Annotated in this window: 20 protein-coding genes; 17 read left to right on the forward strand and 3 right to left on the reverse strand. The window is 40.7% G+C overall.

The features are described 5' to 3' along the window. The first annotated feature begins 14 nt into the window (after window positions 1–14). The 13 genes from ACFWMP_RS11525 (at window position 15) to ACFWMP_RS11585 (ending at window position 13,410) form a co-directional block, all read left to right on the forward strand. Entirely contained in the window at window positions 15–272 is a 258-nt protein-coding gene (locus tag ACFWMP_RS11525; protein ID WP_379423756.1) for a TetR family transcriptional regulator C-terminal domain-containing protein, read from the forward strand. Window positions 273–560: 288 nt separating this feature from the next. Further along, complete coding sequence (locus tag ACFWMP_RS11530) at window positions 561–698, forward strand: hypothetical protein (protein WP_379423757.1); 138 nt, start codon at window positions 561–563, stop codon at window positions 696–698. Window positions 699–1,003: 305 nt separating this feature from the next. After that, window positions 1,004–1,867, forward strand: a complete 864-nt coding sequence (locus ACFWMP_RS11535) for a MurR/RpiR family transcriptional regulator (protein ID WP_042129113.1) — start codon at window positions 1,004–1,006, stop codon at window positions 1,865–1,867. A 570-nt stretch (window positions 1,868–2,437) separates the two neighbouring features. Beyond that, window positions 2,438–3,343 (forward strand): N-acetylmuramic acid 6-phosphate etherase, encoded by a 906-nt coding sequence (murQ, locus tag ACFWMP_RS11540; RefSeq protein WP_379423758.1) that lies wholly within the window; start codon window positions 2,438–2,440, stop codon window positions 3,341–3,343. Between the two features lie 57 nt (window positions 3,344–3,400). Beyond that, complete coding sequence (locus ACFWMP_RS11545; RefSeq protein ID WP_036688723.1) at window positions 3,401–4,855, forward strand: ABC transporter substrate-binding protein; 1,455 nt, start codon at window positions 3,401–3,403, stop codon at window positions 4,853–4,855. Window positions 4,856–4,959: 104 nt separating this feature from the next. Beyond that, a complete protein-coding gene (locus ACFWMP_RS11550; protein WP_042189608.1) occupies window positions 4,960–5,862 on the forward strand; it encodes a carbohydrate ABC transporter permease in 903 nt (300 codons plus the stop codon). A gap of 18 nt (window positions 5,863–5,880) precedes the next feature. Further along, window positions 5,881–6,741 carry a carbohydrate ABC transporter permease gene (locus ACFWMP_RS11555; protein ID WP_042129105.1) on the forward strand — a complete coding sequence of 287 codons (861 nt, stop codon included), beginning with the start codon at window positions 5,881–5,883 and terminating at the stop codon, window positions 6,739–6,741. Continuing rightward, on the forward strand, window positions 6,741–7,961 hold the full coding sequence (locus tag ACFWMP_RS11560; protein WP_379423759.1) for an anhydro-N-acetylmuramic acid kinase: 1,221 nt from the start codon (window positions 6,741–6,743) through the stop codon (window positions 7,959–7,961). Before ACFWMP_RS11555 ends, ACFWMP_RS11560 begins: the two co-directional genes overlap by 1 nt. Further along, entirely contained in the window at window positions 7,962–8,933 is a 972-nt protein-coding gene (locus ACFWMP_RS11565) for a GNAT family N-acetyltransferase (RefSeq protein WP_379423760.1), read from the forward strand. A gap of 2 nt (window positions 8,934–8,935) precedes the next feature. Next, on the forward strand, window positions 8,936–9,643 hold the full coding sequence (locus tag ACFWMP_RS11570) for a PIG-L deacetylase family protein (protein ID WP_379423761.1): 708 nt from the start codon (window positions 8,936–8,938) through the stop codon (window positions 9,641–9,643). Between the two features lie 98 nt (window positions 9,644–9,741). After that, window positions 9,742–10,884 carry an exo-beta-N-acetylmuramidase NamZ family protein gene (locus ACFWMP_RS11575; protein WP_379423762.1) on the forward strand — a complete coding sequence of 381 codons (1,143 nt, stop codon included), beginning with the start codon at window positions 9,742–9,744 and terminating at the stop codon, window positions 10,882–10,884. A gap of 17 nt (window positions 10,885–10,901) precedes the next feature. Continuing rightward, a complete protein-coding gene (locus ACFWMP_RS11580) occupies window positions 10,902–12,464 on the forward strand; it encodes a glycoside hydrolase family 3 protein (RefSeq protein WP_379423763.1) in 1,563 nt (520 codons plus the stop codon). 28 nt (window positions 12,465–12,492) lie between these two features. Beyond that, the gene (locus ACFWMP_RS11585; protein WP_379423764.1) at window positions 12,493–13,410 is read left to right on the forward strand and encodes an N-acetylglucosamine kinase; all 918 of its coding nucleotides are present in this window, start codon (window positions 12,493–12,495) and stop codon (window positions 13,408–13,410) included. A gap of 96 nt (window positions 13,411–13,506) precedes the next feature. Here ACFWMP_RS11585 and ACFWMP_RS11590 read toward each other — a convergent pair whose 3' ends face one another. Then, window positions 13,507–14,715 carry a GNAT family N-acetyltransferase gene (locus tag ACFWMP_RS11590; RefSeq protein ID WP_379423765.1) on the reverse strand — a complete coding sequence of 403 codons (1,209 nt, stop codon included), beginning with the start codon at window positions 14,713–14,715 and terminating at the stop codon, window positions 13,507–13,509. Between the two features lie 173 nt (window positions 14,716–14,888). On the opposite strand from ACFWMP_RS11590, the gene ACFWMP_RS11595 reads away from it, so the two are divergent. The 3 genes from ACFWMP_RS11595 (at window position 14,889) to ACFWMP_RS11605 (ending at window position 16,956) form a co-directional block, all read left to right on the forward strand. Continuing rightward, entirely contained in the window at window positions 14,889–15,083 is a 195-nt protein-coding gene (locus ACFWMP_RS11595) for a hypothetical protein (RefSeq protein WP_042189585.1), read from the forward strand. Further along, window positions 15,055–15,372: a MurR/RpiR family transcriptional regulator gene (locus ACFWMP_RS11600; protein ID WP_379423766.1), complete on the forward strand. Its 318-nt coding sequence runs from the start codon at window positions 15,055–15,057 to the stop codon at window positions 15,370–15,372. The genes ACFWMP_RS11595 and ACFWMP_RS11600 overlap by 29 nt, the downstream gene beginning before the upstream one ends. 324 nt (window positions 15,373–15,696) lie before the next feature. After that, a complete protein-coding gene (locus ACFWMP_RS11605) occupies window positions 15,697–16,956 on the forward strand; it encodes a M24 family metallopeptidase (RefSeq protein WP_379423767.1) in 1,260 nt (419 codons plus the stop codon). 57 nt (window positions 16,957–17,013) lie between these two features. Here ACFWMP_RS11605 and ACFWMP_RS11610 read toward each other — a convergent pair whose 3' ends face one another. Both ACFWMP_RS11610 and ACFWMP_RS11615 read right to left on the reverse strand, forming a co-directional pair. After that, entirely contained in the window at window positions 17,014–17,688 is a 675-nt protein-coding gene (locus tag ACFWMP_RS11610) for a CerR family C-terminal domain-containing protein (RefSeq protein ID WP_379423768.1), read from the reverse strand. Window positions 17,689–17,750: 62 nt separating this feature from the next. Then, window positions 17,751–18,089 (reverse strand): alpha/beta fold hydrolase, encoded by a 339-nt coding sequence (locus tag ACFWMP_RS11615; RefSeq protein WP_379423769.1) that lies wholly within the window; start codon window positions 18,087–18,089, stop codon window positions 17,751–17,753. A gap of 396 nt (window positions 18,090–18,485) precedes the next feature. On the opposite strand from ACFWMP_RS11615, the gene ACFWMP_RS11620 reads away from it, so the two are divergent. Continuing rightward, window positions 18,486–19,574: a DUF1648 domain-containing protein gene (locus tag ACFWMP_RS11620; RefSeq protein ID WP_379423770.1), complete on the forward strand. Its 1,089-nt coding sequence runs from the start codon at window positions 18,486–18,488 to the stop codon at window positions 19,572–19,574. Window positions 19,575–19,719 lie beyond the last annotated feature (145 nt).

Genomic DNA, 19,719 nt, shown 5'->3' on the forward strand with positions numbered 1-19,719 from the left:
CGCAAAAGAAAGGCTTGCATGAAGATGGGTATTACTTAGACGAACATAGCAAAGCAATATTCGGTGATTTATTAAAATTCATTCTAGATATAGCCAAATCAGGTAAGGAGGAGAAATTGTTACGCCCCCTGCCTTCCATGGTATTGATCTGCACTGTATATGGCCCTTTGAAGATGTTCGCTAAAATGATGGAAGAAGGTGAGTTACTGTATTCGCTTGAACTCGAAGAAGAACTTGCAGACAGCTTTTGGAATGCCATTAGATTGCAGTGAGTCTGCTGATTTTCCGACTAAGGAGCATTAGGTTCTTTTGTCACTACGTTCAGAATGAAAATTCATTCCGAGAAATGAGAGGAAGGTATTAAGATACCTGATACTGCACAAAGCGCTCTGGCAAATATGATGTTAAAAACCATAAATGAGAGTAACAAAGAAACATTTGATATCATTGCGGTATTTAACAGCGGCAGCAATAAGGCCCTAACCGATACAAAAAAGTATTCTATTGCCTCAGTCATCAAGGCATTGCAGGATAAGAAATCCTAGCTTGGAATCACCAAAATGACTACATACCTAGATGGCAAGGAGTTGGAGAAGCAGTTAGTCTCTGAAGACAAGACGACGATTCTGACCCGGATATCTGTTGATAAAAACGGTGCTACATCAAAGAATGTAGTTGACAAATCGAGTCATATTTAGACGGCAGTAAAATTAAAAAATACATGCGTTATACGTATGCTGAGAACAATAGAAAGAATCTTCGGGGACCTTTGTGGTCCCTTGTTTCACCATATCAGAAGGTATATAATTATCGACTATACCTTACAACTTTATTACGCTATAATCAACGTAAAGTCACCAGATGATCTAAGAGTAGGATGATTTTAATAGATTAATTAATATTTGCTTTTGATATGCCAAAACGTATTTTGTTATTGAAATAGGTTGTTTATATTGTTTATGATATTATTAAAGGTGTTAATTAAATCTAGAGTAGGTAGATTATGAGTCTAAATGACAACGTATTAATTAAAATTCGTGATATGCGAGAGAGTTTTACACCAGTTGAACGATTGGTCGGAGATTACATATTAGAAAATACGGAAGAGATCCCTCATTTGTCGATTAAGGAATTGGCTCAATCGAGTAAGACAAGCGATGCATCTGTCCTTCGTTTCTGTAAGACGATGGGTTACAGCGGGTACCGCAATTTTATTGTGAGTATATCTGCATCTTTGGGTTCTCGTGATGAGGATTCAAAGGCTCAATATACAGATATTCAGCCAGGTGACGATCTCTCGACAATTATATCAAATATTTCATTGAATAATTGCAAGTCCATTGAGGATACGCTTAGTGTTATTGATCGAAAAGAAATTACAAGAGCTGTAGAATTACTATGTCATAGTAAGCGAATTGTTTTCTTTGGAATAGGTGCTTCGGGACTCGTTTGTATGGACGGGGAACAGAAGTTTTCGCGAATTAATAAGATGTGTCATGCCTATACAGATGGTCATAGTCAGCTCACGGCAGCAACTTTACTTGAGAAAGATGATGTTGCCATTTTCATTTCTAACTCTGGAGCAACTAGTGATATTATTGATGCACTGGAAATTGCCCAAAAGAATAGAGCGAAATGTATTGCGATTACGAAGTACAATAAAAGTGAGCTTGCGGAGCGGGCGGATATTGTACTGAGCATATCCACACCTGAAATAACAATCCGCAGTGGGGCTATGGGCTCGCGTATTGCGATGCTTACGATCATCGACATATTATTTGCTGGTGTCGCAAGTGCAGAATATGAAGAAGTAAAAACCTACTTAACAAAAACGCATAATATATTAAAGAAAAAACTTAGAAATTAGGTTCTGATAGAATGAATGTGGAGGAAAGCATTGATCATGGATCAATGCTTTCTTTTTTTTGTATTTCATTCACTTCGTATACTTAAATATACTATTTATCAATCCATGTCAGATTATCTACATGATGAATACGTTGATCTAATGAATATAATAAGTAGTTTAATTCAATAATTAATAGCTTGGCACACAATTATGAGGAAGAAAATGAATGGAATCGAAGACGAAACATCATCCGGTTGAACACGGATGATGTAACTTTATGTTTCGTTTGGAGCGATAATCAGCAAATAATACATTTTTTTAAATCGCTTTAACCTTAGAGCCATAGCGATCAAAGCAATTGTTAAAAATTTAAATTGCATCTTGTAAGCGCTTTATAAATGTGGTATAACATAGTGTGTAAGGAATGAAATAAAACATCAGAATTTATTTTCTTTATGAAATTATATTTCAAAATCTATTGACGAAGCGATGGTGTTGTATTAGTATAAGAACATACTAATTGTAAGTTAATCTAACTCGTTTTGTTAATTACATGACAGATTAAGACTGGGAAGAAGGAGGATGGCTATGAATGACTACCTTGCGGGATTGACAACAGAGGCTGTGAATCCAGACACGTTAATGATTGATGAATGTACTACGGAAGAAATGATCCAGTTAATGAATCAACAAGATGCACTGGTCCCCAGAGCTATAGCTGAGGAGATTCCGCAGATTGCAAAGGCGGTAGATATTCTACATCATAGGTTGTCTAATGGTGGAAGAATGTTTTACATAGGAGCTGGCTCATCAGGAAGATTAGGTGTTCTGGATGCTTCCGAATGTCCTCCTACCTTTGGTACAGATCCTTCCTTGGTGCAGGGCTATATTGCTGGTGGTGATATTGCTTTGCGTACTGCGGTTGAAGGCTGTGAAGACGATATGGATGAAGGGATCGCATTAATCGAAAGCATTGGTGTAACAAACAAAGATGTACTTATTGGGATTTCGGCAAGCGGTAGTGCAAACTACGTTATTGCAGCTTTAGCGAAAGCAAAGGAACTTGGAGCAGCCACTATCGGTGTTTGTAACAACAGAGGCTCAAAGTTCGAACCCATTGTAGATGTTTGTATAACACCTGTTGTAGGACCTGAGGTCATTAGCGGTTCGACTCGATTAAAGGCAGGAACTGCTCAGAAGTTGGTGCTTAATATGCTGACAACATGCACAATGGTCAAGTTAGGAAAAACGTACAACAACTTGATGGTTGATCTGAAGGCTAGTAATTTTAAGCTCGTAGATCGCTCGATTCGTATCATCATGAACACGACTGGTGTAGATACATCAACCGCCGCAGAAACACTTGAAAAAGCATCTATGAACTGTAAGCTGGCAATTATGATTATTAAATCGGGGTTAGATGCAAAAGAAGCAGAACAAGTACTTAACGCAAACGGAGGACGCTTGAAACAGGCAATCGCATCATTGGTTTAGGTGTGAAAAGTGGAATAACAGGATGGATGCTATTAATAATTGAGGAGGCTGTTTTCGATGAAAAAAAGATCACGTGGATTAACTCTGTTTTTGTCAGGAATCATGATGGTATCACTATTATCGGCTTGCGGAGGAAACGGAAATAACGCTCCAGCTTCTACAGATTCCGGTAACACAGGAACTAGTAACGGTGGTTCTGAGCCTAAAAAGGATACGATTACAGCACTTTTACCTCCGATATCAGCGAACTATCAAACACGTTTTGCTGATATGGAAAAAGAATTTAATACACTACATCCTAACTTGACTTTGAAAATCGAGCCAGCGAGCTGGGAAGATATGACGCAAAAACTTGATACTCAAGTAAATGCAGGTTCTCCTCCAGATATTGCTTTTATCGGTGCTTCAGGAATTTCGAAATATGCAGCACTTAATGTACTAATCGACCTTAACGGTGCCCTTTCTGATGAAGCGAAGGCGGATTATGACGAAGTTCCATTGAAATATTTCCAACTAGGTGACGCTCAATACGGCCTACCAGCGTATATGGAAATCCACACTATCGGTGGTAACAAACAATTCCTTGAAGAAGCCGGAATTGATTGGAAAAGCATTCAACAAAACGGTTGGACTTATGAAGAGTTCCGTAATGCAATTTCTAAAGGCGTAGTGAAAAATGATAAAGGTGAAACTACTCGTTATGGTTTCGTGTTCGCAACATCTGGTGTAGCATCTAAAGACTATCTAGCTATTCTTGCTAAAACTGCTGGTTTACCAGATTACTTCGATAAAGATCTTAAATATACGTATACAAGCAAAAACTTCTTGGGGCTACTTACATCTATTCGCGAAATGATCAACGATGGTTCTATGCCTAAAGAGCTAAGCTCTATCGATGCTGGTAAACGGTGGAACATGTTCCTAACGGGTCAAACGATGATCACAGGTAAAGGTTTATCTGCATTTGAAAACTCTGCTCGTCTAAACAATGAGAAGATTAAAGCGAACGATGGTTCAGCTGTTGCAGATTCTATTGAAGTTGATTATATTTCACTTCCAGTCCCAACATTCAACGGTGCCGATTATGTCCCTACTTCAATCGTTGATGGTTATATCGCACTTCGTGGTAAAAAAGCTCCATCTGAAGAGCACATCAAAAATATTGCCCTAGCAACGAATTTCTTGTCTTCTGGTTCAATTGCTGCTAACTACAGTAATGAGCTGTTCTTATCACCAATTACTGAATCTGCACGTAATGCAGAAGTACTTGAAAAATTCCCTCGTAACGAAGATAACGTTGCTGCAGGTAAAGCTATGATGGCAAAAGCGCTTCCGGCTCGTACAGATATTCCTACTGATCTGGCTGCTGAAGCATTAAAAATTGAAACAGAAGTTATTATTCCTAAACTACAAGCCTTACTTGCAAATGAGATTGCTCCACAAGAAATGTATGATGCAGTTAAAGCAGCTGCAATTAAATCTTTCGGTAAAGATGGTATTGTAGTTGACTAGTCTGTCTTAGGCTGACATGTGAAAGCTGTGCGTAGCTAGAACGTACAGCTTTCCTTCTAAATTAGCTAGAGCTTGTACTGTTTTTAGAAGAGAGGTGCGACCCAATGAATCAAACGTTGACTAAAAGAAAAAAATTGAAACTCGAAAGTGACTCAGGTTGGGGATACGCGTTTATCGCAGTAGCACTTATTGCGTTTTCTTTATTTACCGCATATCCAGTCATCAATGCTTTTATTATCAGCTTACAAAAATATGGTCCATTAGGATCCACTTTTGTCGGCATGGATAACTTCGTTAACTCGTTTTCAGATGAACTTTTCTGGAAAGCACTGAAAAACACGTTAGTATATACGCTATTAACTGTTCCGTTTAATATTCTTCTATCATTTTTAATTTCAATTTTGATTATTCCTTTCAAGAAAAAAACACAAACGATCTTTAAAGCACTATATTACTTGCCAGCCGTAGCATCTGGTGTAGCGCTTTCTGTTGTGTGGCTGTGGATCTTCGATCCGTTAAAATCAGGTATTGCTAATAAGCTCGTGAGTTTTTTAGGTATTGAAAATCAAAACTGGCTTGGTTCCAGTGCAACTGCAATGTTCTCACTTGTGTTAATGTCATGGTTATCAAGTCATGGTACAGCAATTATTATTTATATAGCCGCATTACTCGCTATTGATAACAGCTATTATGAAGCAGCTGAAATTGATGGCGCGTCTTTCCTGCAAAAGCTTTGGTTTATCGTTGTCCCTTTCCTTAAGCCAACAACGCTATTCCTACTTGTTACTGGTGTTATCGGTTCCTTCCAAGTATTCCAAAACGCTTATCTTATGACAGGCGGTGGACCAGACCATGCAACAACAATGGTAGGTTTGTTAATCTTTAACAATGCGTTCACATATTTTGAGTTTGGTGAGGCAGCGGCACAATCATTAGTTCTAGCAGCGATTATCGGATTTATATCATTCCTTCAATTCAAGTTTTTAGGTAAAGATGTAGAATACTAGGAAAAGGAGCAGAATACTATGGGTTTGTACAACAACAGCTTAAGAAGCAAAGGGTATCTGTTCATACGTAATGGCGCAAACATTACGTTCCTTATCCTATTTGCCGCAGCTACCATATTCCCGATATACTTTATGGTCATCTCCTCGTTCGGTGATCCGGTAGAAGCTGGTGCAATGAGCTATTCTATCTTACCATCGAAGATTTCATTTGATTCCTATAAATTCTTCTTTAACTTCAGCCCACATACATGGGACTGGTTATTGAATTCATTTATAGTGGCAGCGTGTATTACGGTATCTAACGTATTTTTTGCTACACTCGCTGGATATGCTTTTGCAAAAATGAAATTTAAAGGAAAAAACATTTTGTTCGCTATTTTGCTGGGATCTATGATGATTCCTGTTCAAGTCACACAGGTTCCACTATATATTTTGATCGTAAATATTTTTGAATTACAAAATACGTACACGGCGTTGATTATGCCGAGCATAGTAACGGTATACAACATCTTCTTGGTTAAGCAGTTCATGTCCTCCATTCCAGTTGAAATTATTGAATCTGCTAAAATCGAAGGTTGTTCACAGCCTAAAATCTTCTGGTATATCATTATGCCTTTATCTAAAACAATTATGGCAGTACTAGCAATCCTAACGTTTATGGCGGCATGGAATGACTTTTTCTGGCCGTTCCTAGTAACGAATACGATGGATATGCAAACCATTCAGGTCGGCTTGAAAAACTTTCGCTTTGCGAATACAACTTACTTTGCACCGATGATGGCGGGGGCAACCATTTCAGCAGTTCCAATGTTTATTTTGTTCTTCAGTTTACAAAAATACTTCCTTGAAGGGGTAACAGTTGGAGCGGTGAAAGGTTAATGAACAAACAATCAAAAGTTGATGCAACATACTTAGTTGGCTTGATGTCCGGTACATCAGTAGATGGTATTGATGCAGCAGTAGTTAAGCTTTTCCCATCAGCCGAAAAAGAGCATGGAGTAGAGATTGAATTACTGGCTTTTGAAAACACACCTTTTGAGATGCAAGTTAGAAACTCCATATTTGAGCTTTTTGATCCCGCTAGCGCTACGATTGATAAGGTTGGCGCAATGAATATGTGGCTTGGCGAATTATACGCCCAAGCCACATTATCCGTTATAGGGAAATGCGGCCTTTCGCCTTCGCAAATATTCGCAGTAGGATCGCATGGTCAAACAATCTATCATGCTCCGGATGAGAATGTTATGGGCGGTTATAATCTGCATTGTACCGTTCAGATTGGGGATGGTGCAGTTATCGCCAATCGCACAGGAATTCCTTGCGTATCAGACTTTCGAGTTGCTGACATGGCAATGGGTGGACAAGGAGCTCCGTTAGTACCATTTACCGAATACTTATTGTTTAACAATCCAAAGAAAACACTTCTGATGCAAAATATTGGCGGAATAGGCAATGTGACTGTTTTGCCTGTAAATGCCTCACCGGATGAGGTATTTGCTTTTGATACGGGTCCTGGAAATATGATTATCGATGGCCTTGTATCGCAATTATTTGCACCAATGACAATGGATGTTAATGGCGAAATTGGTGCGGGCGGTCAAGTGATTGATGAGCTATTGAAATGGATGCAGCAGGATAAATATTATACGATGCCGTTACCAAAATCGACAGGCAGAGAACGGTTTGGCCAACAATACGTGGCACAAATTATTGAAATGATGAAGGTTTATAACTGGAAAGCAGAAGATGTTGTTGCAACAGCTACGTACTTAACTGCCTGGAGCATCGTCGATAGCTATGAACGGTATATTGCACCGCAGCACCAGGCTGAGCAATTGTTAATTGGCGGCGGTGGAAGCTATAACAAGACGCTTTTGCGTGATTTACAGCACTTATTTGCACCGCATAACGTGCAGGTGCTGACGCAGGAGGATATCGGTGGTAATAGTGATGCTAAGGAAGCAATTGCTTTTGCTCTGCTAGCGTATTACACGATGGAGCGCTTACCAAACAATATCCCGCTAGTAACTGGAGCTTCACAGCCAGTAGTAATGGGCAAAATTTCCTGGCCCTATATTGGACGTTCACAGGAGGCTTAAATGTTGCAAATCAGACCCTTTTCAATTGAAGATCACTCTGCAGTTGTAGAGCTTTGGAATCGTGAGGCTACAAAATATGATTATAAGCCATTTACAGAGCGAGAGTTTCAAGATACATTCATCGACCATCCTTATTTTGACGCTGACTGTATATGGGTAGGCAGTGACGAAAAAGGGATTGTTGGTTTTGCAGCTGGCTGCTGCGGCTCTGATCTCCCTCTTGGAGATGTGGCGGGTTATATTACGAGTGTTATTATAGATACCCATGTGGCTTCTCTGGAGCTTTACGATGCTTTTCTATTGCGTTTAGAAAAAAGATTCCAAGAACTTGGGAAAAGACAAGCTGATGTATTGTTTTTCAACCCTGTTAAGCTGAAGTGGAGTATTCCAAGTGCACCTCAGCATGAGCATAATAATGCCCCGGGCATCAGTAAGGACCTGCCATTATATGAAGCTTTAATGGCTAGAGGCTACGAAGATCGAGCGACGCAATGCGGCATGTATTTAAAACTCGGAAGCTTTATAGTTCCCGAAGATATTTTAGATAAGGAAACCAATGCAACTAGCAAGGACTATTACATTACGTCCTATGTCCCTGATTTACATACTGGGCTTGAAGCAACGCTTGCTGCCCTGCAAAATCCGCAGTGGAAGAAGGATGTTGTTACTTATGTGAAGGTTGGCGCACCGCTTGTAGTAGCTGTGTACGGAAACGAGGTTGTGGGCTTTGCAGGTCCAATTATTTCGCAGCCTGATGGAAGAGCATTTTTTTGCGGTATCGGAGTGCACCCAGAGCATGAGGGGCATGGCCTTGGCAGTGTATTATTTTTCCGAATGGTTGAAGCTTTTCAAAATGTGGGCTGTCAATATATCTCTCTATTCACTGGAAATAATAATCCGGCTCTTCGAATCTATCAAAAAGCGGGCTTTACTATTGAAAAACAATTTTCTATATTGCGGAGGGAACTTTAAAGATGAGCGAAAAATTCACAGTATTAGCAATTGGAGCACATGTTGGTGATGTGGAGCTAGCTTCTGGTGGTGTACTCGCAAGTCATAGTTTAAAGGGAGATCGCATTGTGACACTAGCGTTAACTGCGGGTGAACGAGGGGTCCCGGCAGGACAGGATATAAAGGAATATCGTCAGAAAAAAGTGAAAGAGGCACAGGTTTTTGCGGATATGCTAGGCGGTGAAGCCATTGTATTCGATGATTATTGTGACGGAGAGTTGCCTGACAATCAGGAAATTCGTATGGAGGTTTGTGATGTAATTCGTCGCGTGAAGCCTAACATTATTATTACACACTGGAAAAACAGTATGCATAAGGACCATGCGCTAACGCATCATATCGTAAATGATGCCCGTTTCTTCGCAAGTCTATCATCCTTTGAACGAGCGCTCCCCGCGCACTTTGCAGCAAGATTATATTACTCCGAAAACTGGGAGGATGCGGTTGATTATGTCCCTTACGTATATGTGGATTTCGATCAAGCGGCATTTGATCTATGGATAGATGCTTTAAGCAAGCATTGGTTTGTGACGAATAGCAAATCTTTCAAATACATGGATTACTATAAAGCACTAGCAGTTGTTCGCGGCTGTGAAGCAAGAAAGACATATGCAGAAGCATTTATGGTGCCTGCTGAAACGGTGAAGGTTAGGCAGTCTAGTCTTTGGTAACTATTTAACTAGCTAAGAGGGAGTGTTTCTATGTATAGCAGGAAACATTCCCTTGTTCTATCCATTTATGCGAAAAAGCAGCTAGGAGGCAGCTTCATATGGTGTTAAATGGGATTGATTCTATAACGAATTATCGTTATTTGTTCGAAGGTAAGCGCGTAGGATTGATTACAGCGCCGACAGGTCTTACGAAGGATTTTGCATCAACGATTACTATATTACATGAAAATTTTAATCTTGCTGCGATGTTTTCACCTGAGCATGGCGTTCGCGGAGATTTGGATGCAGGGGCAGTAGTAGATACTTACACGGATCCTTTTACGAATGTTCCAGTCTATAGCTTGTACCGTAAAGACTCCAAGCGTTTAACAAAAGAAATGCTGAATGAAGTAGACATCATTGTATACGATATTCAAGATGTTGGTGTACGCTATTACACATTTATTTATACGATGCTGTATGCACTTGAAGATTGTGCAAATGCAGGTGTAGAATTTGTTGTTCTTGATCGTGTTAATCCGCTTAACGGGGTAACGGTAGAAGGGAATGTCTTGAAGCCCGGCTTCAAATCATTTGTTGGAAATTACGAGCTAGCCGTGCGATACGGATTAACAGCAGGTGAGGTAGCAACGATGGCAAATGATCAAATGAATTGGAATGCATCGCTGCATGTTGTTCGTTTGGAAGGCTGGGAACGGAGCATGTCCTTCCCGGATACAGGATTAACTTGGGTTCATCCTTCACTTGGAATGCCACGATATGAAACAGCTTTATTATATACAGGAACATGTTTATTTGAAGGCACGAACTGCTCGGAAGGACGAGGCACAACGTTTCCGTTTGAAATGATTGGTGCTCCGTTCATTCAAGCGCAGCAATTGGCAGATGAGATGAATGCAAAAGGTATCCCGGGTGTGCTTTTTCGTCCAGTTCATTTCAAGCCAACGTCATCTAAACATTGTGGCGAGCTATGCGGCGGGGTACAAATTTACATTACAGATCTCCAAGTGCTGAGGCCTTTAGAAGTTGGGGTAACCTTATTATTTACGATAAGAGATTTGTACGAGCAATTTTCATTCCTGCCTCCTGTGAAGGAGGGCTCTCGTCCATTTATCGATTTGCTGGGGGGAGACAACATGTATCGTACGGAAAATATGCAAGCCAAGCAGCTGCTTGAACAGTTTGCAGCGGAAAGCAAGCAATTTGCAGAAATAACACAGCAGTATCATTTATATCGCTAGAGGAAGGTGAATAATTGATGAGAACAATAGAACATATGAGCTTGCGCGAAAAGATTGGACAAATGTTCGTAACAGGCTTCCCTTCAACCGAGATCACTCCTGAGCTGAAGGAAGTTATTGAGCATTATAAAGTCGGCAATATTATTTTATTCTCACATAATATCGACAATAAATATCAATTAGGCGAGCTTGTTACTGAGCTGCAGCTATGGTACACGACACATACTGGTATCCCGGGTTTTATTACGATCGACCAAGAAGGCGGTCGAGTCACTCGTATGCCTAAAGACGCGACCAATGTTGCTGGAGCCATGGCAATTGCTTCTTCAGGACGACCTGAAAATGCGTATGCAGCAGGCAGAATGACTGCCAGAGAATTGAAAGCATTAGGTATTAATTTTAATCTAGCTCCAGTTATGGATGTTAACAATAATGCATTGAATCCAGTCATAAATGTTCGTTCATATGGTGATTCTGTTGCAACAGTATCCCAGTATGGAATTCAAATGATGAAGGGATTGCTCGATGGAGGCGTCATGTCCTCACTTAAGCATTTTCCAGGTCATGGTGATACAAATGTCGATTCACATATTGGCTTGCCTACCATTGAAAAAACACTTGAGGAATTAGAGCAGCTTGAGCTGTTGCCGTTTAAGGCCGCAATTGAGCAAGGCGCTCAAGCGATTATGAGTGCACATATTTTATTTCCGAAAATTGAAAAATCCGGTGTGCCCGGAACTATGTCTCATACCATTATTACAGAGATATTAAAAGGAAAATTAGGATATAAAGGGTTAGTTGTATCGGATTGTTTAGAAATGGACGCGATCAAACGATACTATGGTACGGCAAAAGGAGCGTTAGGAGCTGTTAAAGCAGGTATTGATTTGGTATTCATTAGTCATACTCCTGAGACAGTGAAGGAAGCGATTCATTTGATCGAAGAAGCTGTAGCCACCGGTGATTTGGATGAAGCGCTAATTGATGCAGCTGTTACAAAAATTTTAGCTTATAAAGCACAATATGCGACGATTGAGGAGCTAGATTATGAACTAGTTGGCTGCGATGTACATCGCCGAGCAAATGAGCTAATGCGTACGGAAACGATCTGCCTCATTAAAGGTGAGCTCCAGCCCATTCATACCGGTGACGAGCAAATGTTATTTATGGGTTCCTATTCATACCGCACCGATCTTGCGTCCAGCAGCTTGAATCAAGCTCTTAGCTTTCCGCAATATATGGGGGAGCATTTTAATACAGCTTATGAGATTATCGACATTGACCCGAGCGAGGAGCAAATCAACGCTGCGCTGCCAAAGGTACAAGGCTACAAGCATATTGTTATCGGCTTGTTCAATGCGCGTGAAAACAAAGGTCAGCTTGCGCTTGTTCAGAAGCTGCTGGCTGCAGGCTGCAAAGTAACGGCCATTACATTAGGTCGCCCGTATGATTTACCGTTAATCGAAGGCGAGTTCTGCGGAATTGCGGCATTTGAGTATACACTTGATGCATTCAAATCACTCCTTCCAATCCTAAATGGTGAGGTTGTACCCACCGCCAATATTACGATACAGATGTAGATAAAAAGTACAACAAGGGGACATAGGTATGGCATTTATCGTTGGAATTGATGGGGGTGGCACGAAAACAGCTGTCACCATTACGCATGACCAGGAAGACGCTTTATTCACCTTTACTGTGGGGCCTATTAATTATAACGGTGGTGATGCTGATGCTATTGCCGCCTCCTTTGAGGAAATTTTTAGTCAAACGAAGCTCTACTGCGGTAATTTACAAGAAGTTGCTCATATATGTATAGGTGCGGCAGGAATAAGTAATCCGCTGGTCATCAATTTTTTGGAGCAGCATGTGAGAAATAACGGTTATATCGGGCCAGTAACGATTACAGGCGATCAAGAAACCGCATTATACGGGGCACAAAATGCGATGCAAGGCATCATTCTCATTGCCGGTACAGGATCGATTTGCTTTGGGGTCAATGAAAAAGGAGAGCAGCATCGCACAGGAGGCTTTGGTCATCTGATTGATGACGAGGGAAGCGGTTATAGCATTGGGCGCGATCTATTATCCGTATTAGTTCAAGTGGAGGACGGAAGAATAACCGATACGGTCATCCCAGCGATGGTATATGAGCACCTTGGATTAAGCACTGTGAAAGAGATTATTGGCTTTGTTTATGATAAAAATACGACGAAAAAAGATATTGCGCAGCTCGCACCGATTATGACGACCGCATGCGAGAAGGGCGATGCACATGCAATAGCGTTAGCGGAGAAATGTGCAGCCAATCTATATGAACTTGTTGTGCCTGTTATTGAACGGCTTAAGCTATATGAAAGTCCGATTGCGATTGCAGGAAGTGTGCTGCAAAAGTCTCGCTTTGTGAAAGAAGCCTTGGAGCGAAAGCTCGCACAGAGCTACCCGCAAACAAAGCTGATTTTGCCGATTAAGGATGCAACCTACGGTGCTGTCCTGTTAGGAAGATCAAAAATGAACAACGACTAGTTTTTGTCGCTATGGAAAAATAAGGGTGTGTCATAAGTCCGAGCAGTTGGACTTGCGACACACCCTTATTTTAAAATGGTAGGAATCAAAAATGGCTTAAAATTTATCGGTCAAATAAAAAACGGCTTGTTGTTTCGGAAATAGAGCTTGAAGGATGTTAGCGTGCTCAGTACTGTCCTTTGCTGCGCCTGCTTCATTATAGCCGAACATGATATAAGTCATTAGCTCGCGTTCATCTACTTCTATTGAAGTATAGGGATTGGTATGATTACTAGCATCGGAAACAGAAAGCTGCTTTTGCTTATAATCCAAGTAGATACAGTCCTCATTGCTGCGAAGTACAATATGCAGCTCCTGGTCTGCAATTATGTTGCTACGGTTTAGGCGATCTTCTAATTCAGGCTGAAGCTTATGGAAAGTTGAACTGAGATTGATCATTTTCCACATCGCCATATTGATTTGAATTGAATTTGCTTGATGCTGTTGGTAATAGGAATATAGCTTATGGTCCTCTGGGAGCATCGCTAATATTTGCTTTGCATTTTGGCGCAGCTGACATAAGGCATGAAACAAAGCTTCAACGCCGTTTTCGGCTTCGTTCAAATACAATAATTCATTAATAAATACTTGTTCAGTATCTTTCTTTTCAATGATGCCATAAGCGACGATTTTTCCATTTCTGCGAAGGAGCAAGCAGTCAACTTTCTTCCATTCCGGCCAGGTCAATAAATCATTCCAATACGTTCTACTTCGGATCACGGTGTAGGTACGATTCTTATTGAATTGTTCATAGATGAAACGGATATCATCGAGATAACAGGCTTCAAAAGGAATGATTTCATCACTGTTTTGCTGCTGCTCCAAACTTGCTGGTTTTTCAATTGCGAAAGCAGTCTCCGGAATAAGTCTCCAGCCAGCTTTTTCATAAAACGCATGCTTGCTAGCCAAAAGCAAGCTTATATCATAATCGGTTTCTTTCATATAGTTGGTCTGCGCATGAAGAATTTTGTGTGCAAGCCCCAGCCCGCGGTAATTTAGATCTGTACCGACACTCCCCATTGCACCCGTTTTCAAGATCGCTTGACCGACTCTAATATGAAACGGAAAAATTTGTACATTAGATGCAATCTTATCGTCAACCATCGCAAACCATGTTGTATCTGGATCATATGTGGTGTCTAGGTCTAATCTTTCTTGGAAAAAAGCTCGGCCAACGGAAAAGCATTCATCTAAAATATCGTAAATCTTTTCAAGCTGCTCTCTAGTTGGATGGTTCATTACGATGATGTTTGGTGTCGTCGTCATCTTTCATTTTCCTCCTGCGACGTAATGTTGGGATAAATTTAATAAATAAAAAAACGGTTTTTTGGAATTTAATTTCTTATTTATAGTTTAATGTTGAAATAAAAATTCGTCAATAATGGAACGTGTGGAATCGTAGAAGTGATACAAAGTTTAGATTACTCAATATAGTCTAAATGAGTATTGGGAAAATAGCGACTTCGGCTGAGCAATTACAAGCACAAAGCGCACAAATGAAGGCGAAGCTTAAAAAGAAGAATGATAAACCGTTCAAGAACTTTTTGCGAAAAATGGGAAATATTTTCATACCAATGATTCCTACATTTGTTGGAGCAGGTTTAATTGCGGGGAAGTATGATTTCGCAAATTGAGCTAGACTTAAATGAATTGCCAGAATCAGAGAAAAAAGTAGCGGAGTACATTCTTGCAAATGCTAAAGAAGTACTGCATATGACCATACATGAGTTAGCGACAAAAGCGGAGGCAAGCAGTGCCGCGGTTGTTCGTTTTTGTCGGTCGCTTGGAATAGAGGGCTTTCCAGCGCTGAAAATCCGTTTATCCGCGGAGGTAGAGAACACGCCGCATGTTAGATACTTTGATGTTGAATCGAATGAAACGTTGATTCCATCATTGATAAATTGCTGTCGAACACCATACTGACCTTTCAGAATACGGCCAGTTAACTGGATGCACAATCTATGAGCAGGCAGTGAACCTGTTACAACAAGTTGAAGTGATAGTGTTTTTCATTTTAATGATTTAAAGATTAATTCTCCAAGTTATTGGAGCTATTTTTGCACATAAATCAATTAATTTAATTCAATTGAATTAATCAAATGAATGAATTATACTTGCAATGTAACAGGTTCATTCATGACATCTATTGGAGGGGGGCCATTCGCATGTATACGGTTGGACGATGACAAAAGGCAACGATCAGCAATGAACTCTGGAAAGAAATAAACGTTAGGAGGAGAAAGAGGTATGAACAATCAAGATACTAGAATCCCTACCTACTCACTTGCGGAAAGAGATCGTAGATGGAACATTGCAAATCAGCTAATGGAAGAAGAGCATGTGGATGTATTGATTGTGTATGGAGATCGAGAAGGTGCGTTCCCTGCTGTATTTAACCCGGACGCCTACTTTACGAATGAGCGTCCAGGTTCTATTGTCATTTTCCCTAAGAATGAAGAGCCGATCTCTGTTGTCTTTTTAGCCACTGCTGTGGAAGATCATATTCAAGCTGGATATACGAATACGCAAGGCTGGATACGCCCGGAAAATATGTATGTCGGAAAAATGGGTGCGCACATTGTCAAGATTATGGAAGAGAGAGGACTTACAAATAAAGCATTTGGTGTGATTGGCTTAGAGCCTTATCCTCCCTATTACTTTGATGGAGCCATGCCCTATAATACTTGGCAAACGATCCTAAAAGGATTACCGAATGGGACCTTTAAGCCTGTGGGACACAAATTTTTCGCACTGTCTTCTGTGAAAAGTCAGGAGGAGATCGCGGTATTAAAATGGTCAGCGAACGTTGGGGAAAAAATGTGCCAGGCGATGCTTGAGGCAACGAAGCCAGGCGTGAGAGAAAATGAGATCTATGCGGCAGCGATGAATGCTTGTGCGACCCATGTCGGGTTCACGACAACGATATTAATGGGATCAGGACCAGAGTTCGTAGGATGGGGATTGCCCGCATGGACATATCGACCAGAGGAGCCGCGGGTGATCCAAGAAGGAGATATTATTTTGGCCGAGGTATTTTCATCATTCGGAATGCTAGAGACGCAGCATCAGCCTTCAATCGCTGTAGGAGCTGTGCATCCGGATTTTGAGCGGGCGGCAGCGGCAGCGAGACAATCGTATGAGAACGGAGTAAAAGAGCTGCGGCATGGGGCTACTTTCGGAGACGTGGTTAAAGCGATGAATGAGCCGATGCGTGAAGCAGGAGGTTGGCACGTTCATCCGCTTATTCATTCCATTAGTCCATTTGGTCTTATTGGGGTTGGCGATGAGATTGCACGGTTGCCTGAGGCGAGAGAGTACGGGAAAGTGCTGCCGATCCCATCCATAGGGTTAGAGACCGAACTCAAGACAGGAATGGTGTTTGCATTTGAGCCGAATTGTGCGATTGGTAAGAAGGTCATTAATCTTGGCGGAACGGTGATCGTGGGTGAAGCTGGGGGGATTGAACTAAATAAAAATTCTACTCAGCTGATGAGGGCAACTTGGTAAAATAGCAAAAGGGTACGTATAGAAGAATGTTTATGTCTTCGTTACGTACCCTCATTTTTAATGAGAATAGCCGCTGCATGTACGAATCGACATTTCGCCAAGCTCCTTGGCGATCAAAGCAATGTGTACTTCATCCAAGTCTTGAATCCCTTGGCGTCTCAAATAGGTTTCCTTCGCCACAGAGAACGCAACCGATTGTCCAACAATTGCATGTGCGATTAATATCGTTTTTGGATCTTTTGCGTCTAGATCCATTAATTTACTCACCAAGACGGCAATCATCTGATGTAGTGGCTGGAAGAATTGTTCATACAAAATGTCATAAGCCTCTGTAGGCTGCATCTGCTCTCTTGCGATAAATACACTTCTTGCATTGGCTTCATGATTACCAATCATCGTCTTGGAAAATTGCGTCATGACTTTTTTAAGAGCTTCTGCGGCTTCTTCTTTTGACCGTTTCTCAATCTCTTCTGTCTCAATTAAAGCCTGCTTCAAAAAATTATCTTGAACGGCTGCTGTCAAGCGACGGGCAACCGCTAAGTACAATCCTTTTTTTCCACCGAAATAATACGGAATCGCCGATTGGTTCACACCAGCTTCATCTGCAAGGGTCCGCGTACGTACGCCTTCATAGCCATTTAATCCAAAGATCCGCAGCCCTGCTTCTAATAAACGAGTTTGGGTGGAGTCTTCATTTCCTTTATTCATATCGTTGCTTAGGTTTGTATTCAATGTCCATTCCTCCATACTGTTGAGTATAATTAATTCAAATGAATTAATCAAACTAACTTCCTTTATGAAGTGACGGATTGTACCGAGCAGCACGGCACATATGCTTCCTCTCCATGACCAACAGCGAAAAAAGAAGAAATATTGAGCCGCTCTAGAAGAAAAAGAGTGAATAGCAGTCTCCAAGCTACTCTGACTGGCCCTTTATCGCTCAATTCATGTCCGCGCAAATCATAGCGAAGAATATGATAGTGTTGCTTCAAATAAGAAACAATCAAATCCCAGGAACGTAAATTCATACCCGCTCCGTGGATAATCAGGATAGCGTCTATTTGTTGGTTAAGAGAGTTAGAGTGAAGATATTCATAATAAATGTTCATACCATTTCGATCAATATAAGGCATATGCTGTTCAGTTTCCTCTCATCATTAAATCGTAAGAGTAATCACATTCAGCACCGAGTGTCACTTTAGCGTCCATAGGAAACACTCGACAAGAGTTGGATGATGTTTATTTATTACCCACACAAGTCATCCAAATTGCAGAATATTTAAAGTAAGTGTCCGAAATCCTATCTTTTACCTACATAGAATTTCAAACAGATGTACTTGCCATAATTCAGTTGTCAGATGAGTAGCTCTATGTAGCAAAAAAACTGGATAAATTGTTAATTTCATCACAATAGTCACTAAAATCGATTATAATAAAATTTATGTTCAAGTCGATTCCTTATCCTAAGTTAATAGGATATGCTATAGAGTTTTCAAATAAACACTTATGTATAAGAGGAGGCGAATGATATGACGATAATGCCTGTTATAGTAATGATCCTTGTATTTGTACCTGCCATTGTACTCATGGTAAGCATGCCTTATTTAACAAGAGAGACGATTAGTTTTGGGGTCAACGTCAGCCCTGTACAATTCCAAAGTGAGCCTCTGCACCAGATGCGGAAGTCATATGCTAGGATCAGTGCTACCTTGCATACCATCTTGTTCATTGTTTGTATCATCTGTCTACTATACGGTGATGAACATTCCAAGCAACAAAGTTGGATCATTGTCACTTATTCACTCGCCATGGTCGGAATCTCCCTAGTCATAAACATTAGCTATCATTTCAAAATGAAAAGTTTACTACCTATGCTGCCTATTGCTCTGGAACCATCGATCATGGCAGTGGACACTGGATTTCGGAAAAGAAACATTGGCTTGTCTAATAATTGGTTCCTCATTCATGTTTTAATTACTGTTGTTAGTATTGTAACTGTGCTATACAACTACGATCTGATTCCTGATCAGATTCCGATCCATTACAACAGCAGTTGGAACGTAGACCGCTATGCAGCTAAATCTTTTAGTTCTGTGTTTATGCCTACGATAATGCAAGTGTTCATAACACTTTTGTTCATATTTGAGAATTGGAGTATTCGCAGAGTAAAGCAGCAGGTTCAACCCAATGATCCTAACCGTTCCATCAGACAAGACGCAACTTACCGCCGTACTTGGTCATATTTTATGCTTACAGCAAGCTTCTTAATGGTTATCCTGTTTTCTGTCGTGCAACTAAACATGATATCTCTGCTTAACATGAATTTCGCTATCCCTATTATCCTAATCATAATAGCCCTTATTATCCTATACGCCTTGGCCTTAACGTTCTGGGCTGGTCAGGGCGAAAGCCGCTTGGAGCGATCTGCCGATAGCTCCAATGTCAGACCTGTCCATGATGATGATAAATGGCGATTAGGTATGATTTATTTCAATCGTAAAGATCCAAACCTAATCGTCAAGAAAAGGCTCGGAGTCGGCTGGGGATTAAATTTCGGTCACCCAGTAAGCTGGCTGTTTTGGCTCGGAATTATTGTACTGTTAGTTGTGGTGCGGTAACAAGGCTTGGAGGTTAATACCCACCGGAGTATAGGCGAAGTTAGAGTTTCGAAACAGAATATTTACCGAAAAAAACGCCTAAAGGGCGTTTTTTATTATCTTTAAGTATCTCAGTAATATCTTTTTTGAATTAAATCGCATATCA

Source organism: Paenibacillus sp. NPDC058367 (assembly GCF_042723305.1).
Classification (GTDB): domain Bacteria; phylum Bacillota; class Bacilli; order Paenibacillales; family Paenibacillaceae; genus Paenibacillus_AQ.

What these genes read in the sequence shown, in the direction of transcription:
- ACFWMP_RS11530 (WP_379423757.1), top strand. Translation starts at nt 561, where the DNA reads ATGACTACATACCTAGATGGCAAGGAGTTGGAGAAGCAGTTAGTCTCT.
- ACFWMP_RS11535 (WP_042129113.1), top strand. Translation starts at nt 1,004, where the DNA reads ATGAGTCTAAATGACAACGTATTAATTAAAATTCGTGATATGCGAGAG.
- murQ (WP_379423758.1), top strand. Translation starts at nt 2,438, where the DNA reads ATGAATGACTACCTTGCGGGATTGACAACAGAGGCTGTGAATCCAGAC.
- ACFWMP_RS11545 (WP_036688723.1), top strand. Translation starts at nt 3,401, where the DNA reads ATGAAAAAAAGATCACGTGGATTAACTCTGTTTTTGTCAGGAATCATG.
- ACFWMP_RS11550 (WP_042189608.1), top strand. Translation starts at nt 4,960, where the DNA reads ATGAATCAAACGTTGACTAAAAGAAAAAAATTGAAACTCGAAAGTGAC.
- ACFWMP_RS11555 (WP_042129105.1), top strand. Translation starts at nt 5,881, where the DNA reads ATGGGTTTGTACAACAACAGCTTAAGAAGCAAAGGGTATCTGTTCATA.
- ACFWMP_RS11560 (WP_379423759.1), top strand. Translation starts at nt 6,741, where the DNA reads ATGAACAAACAATCAAAAGTTGATGCAACATACTTAGTTGGCTTGATG.
- ACFWMP_RS11565 (WP_379423760.1), top strand. Translation starts at nt 7,962, where the DNA reads ATGTTGCAAATCAGACCCTTTTCAATTGAAGATCACTCTGCAGTTGTA.
- ACFWMP_RS11570 (WP_379423761.1), top strand. Translation starts at nt 8,936, where the DNA reads ATGAGCGAAAAATTCACAGTATTAGCAATTGGAGCACATGTTGGTGAT.
- ACFWMP_RS11575 (WP_379423762.1), top strand. Translation starts at nt 9,742, where the DNA reads ATGGTGTTAAATGGGATTGATTCTATAACGAATTATCGTTATTTGTTC.
- ACFWMP_RS11580 (WP_379423763.1), top strand. Translation starts at nt 10,902, where the DNA reads ATGAGAACAATAGAACATATGAGCTTGCGCGAAAAGATTGGACAAATG.
- ACFWMP_RS11585 (WP_379423764.1), top strand. Translation starts at nt 12,493, where the DNA reads ATGGCATTTATCGTTGGAATTGATGGGGGTGGCACGAAAACAGCTGTC.
- ACFWMP_RS11590 (WP_379423765.1), bottom strand. Translation starts at nt 14,715, where the DNA reads ATGACGACGACACCAAACATCATCGTAATGAACCATCCAACTAGAGAG.
- ACFWMP_RS11595 (WP_042189585.1), top strand. Translation starts at nt 14,889, where the DNA reads ATGAGTATTGGGAAAATAGCGACTTCGGCTGAGCAATTACAAGCACAA.
- ACFWMP_RS11605 (WP_379423767.1), top strand. Translation starts at nt 15,697, where the DNA reads ATGAACAATCAAGATACTAGAATCCCTACCTACTCACTTGCGGAAAGA.
- ACFWMP_RS11615 (WP_379423769.1), bottom strand. Translation starts at nt 18,089, where the DNA reads ATGCCTTATATTGATCGAAATGGTATGAACATTTATTATGAATATCTT.
- ACFWMP_RS11620 (WP_379423770.1), top strand. Translation starts at nt 18,486, where the DNA reads ATGACGATAATGCCTGTTATAGTAATGATCCTTGTATTTGTACCTGCC.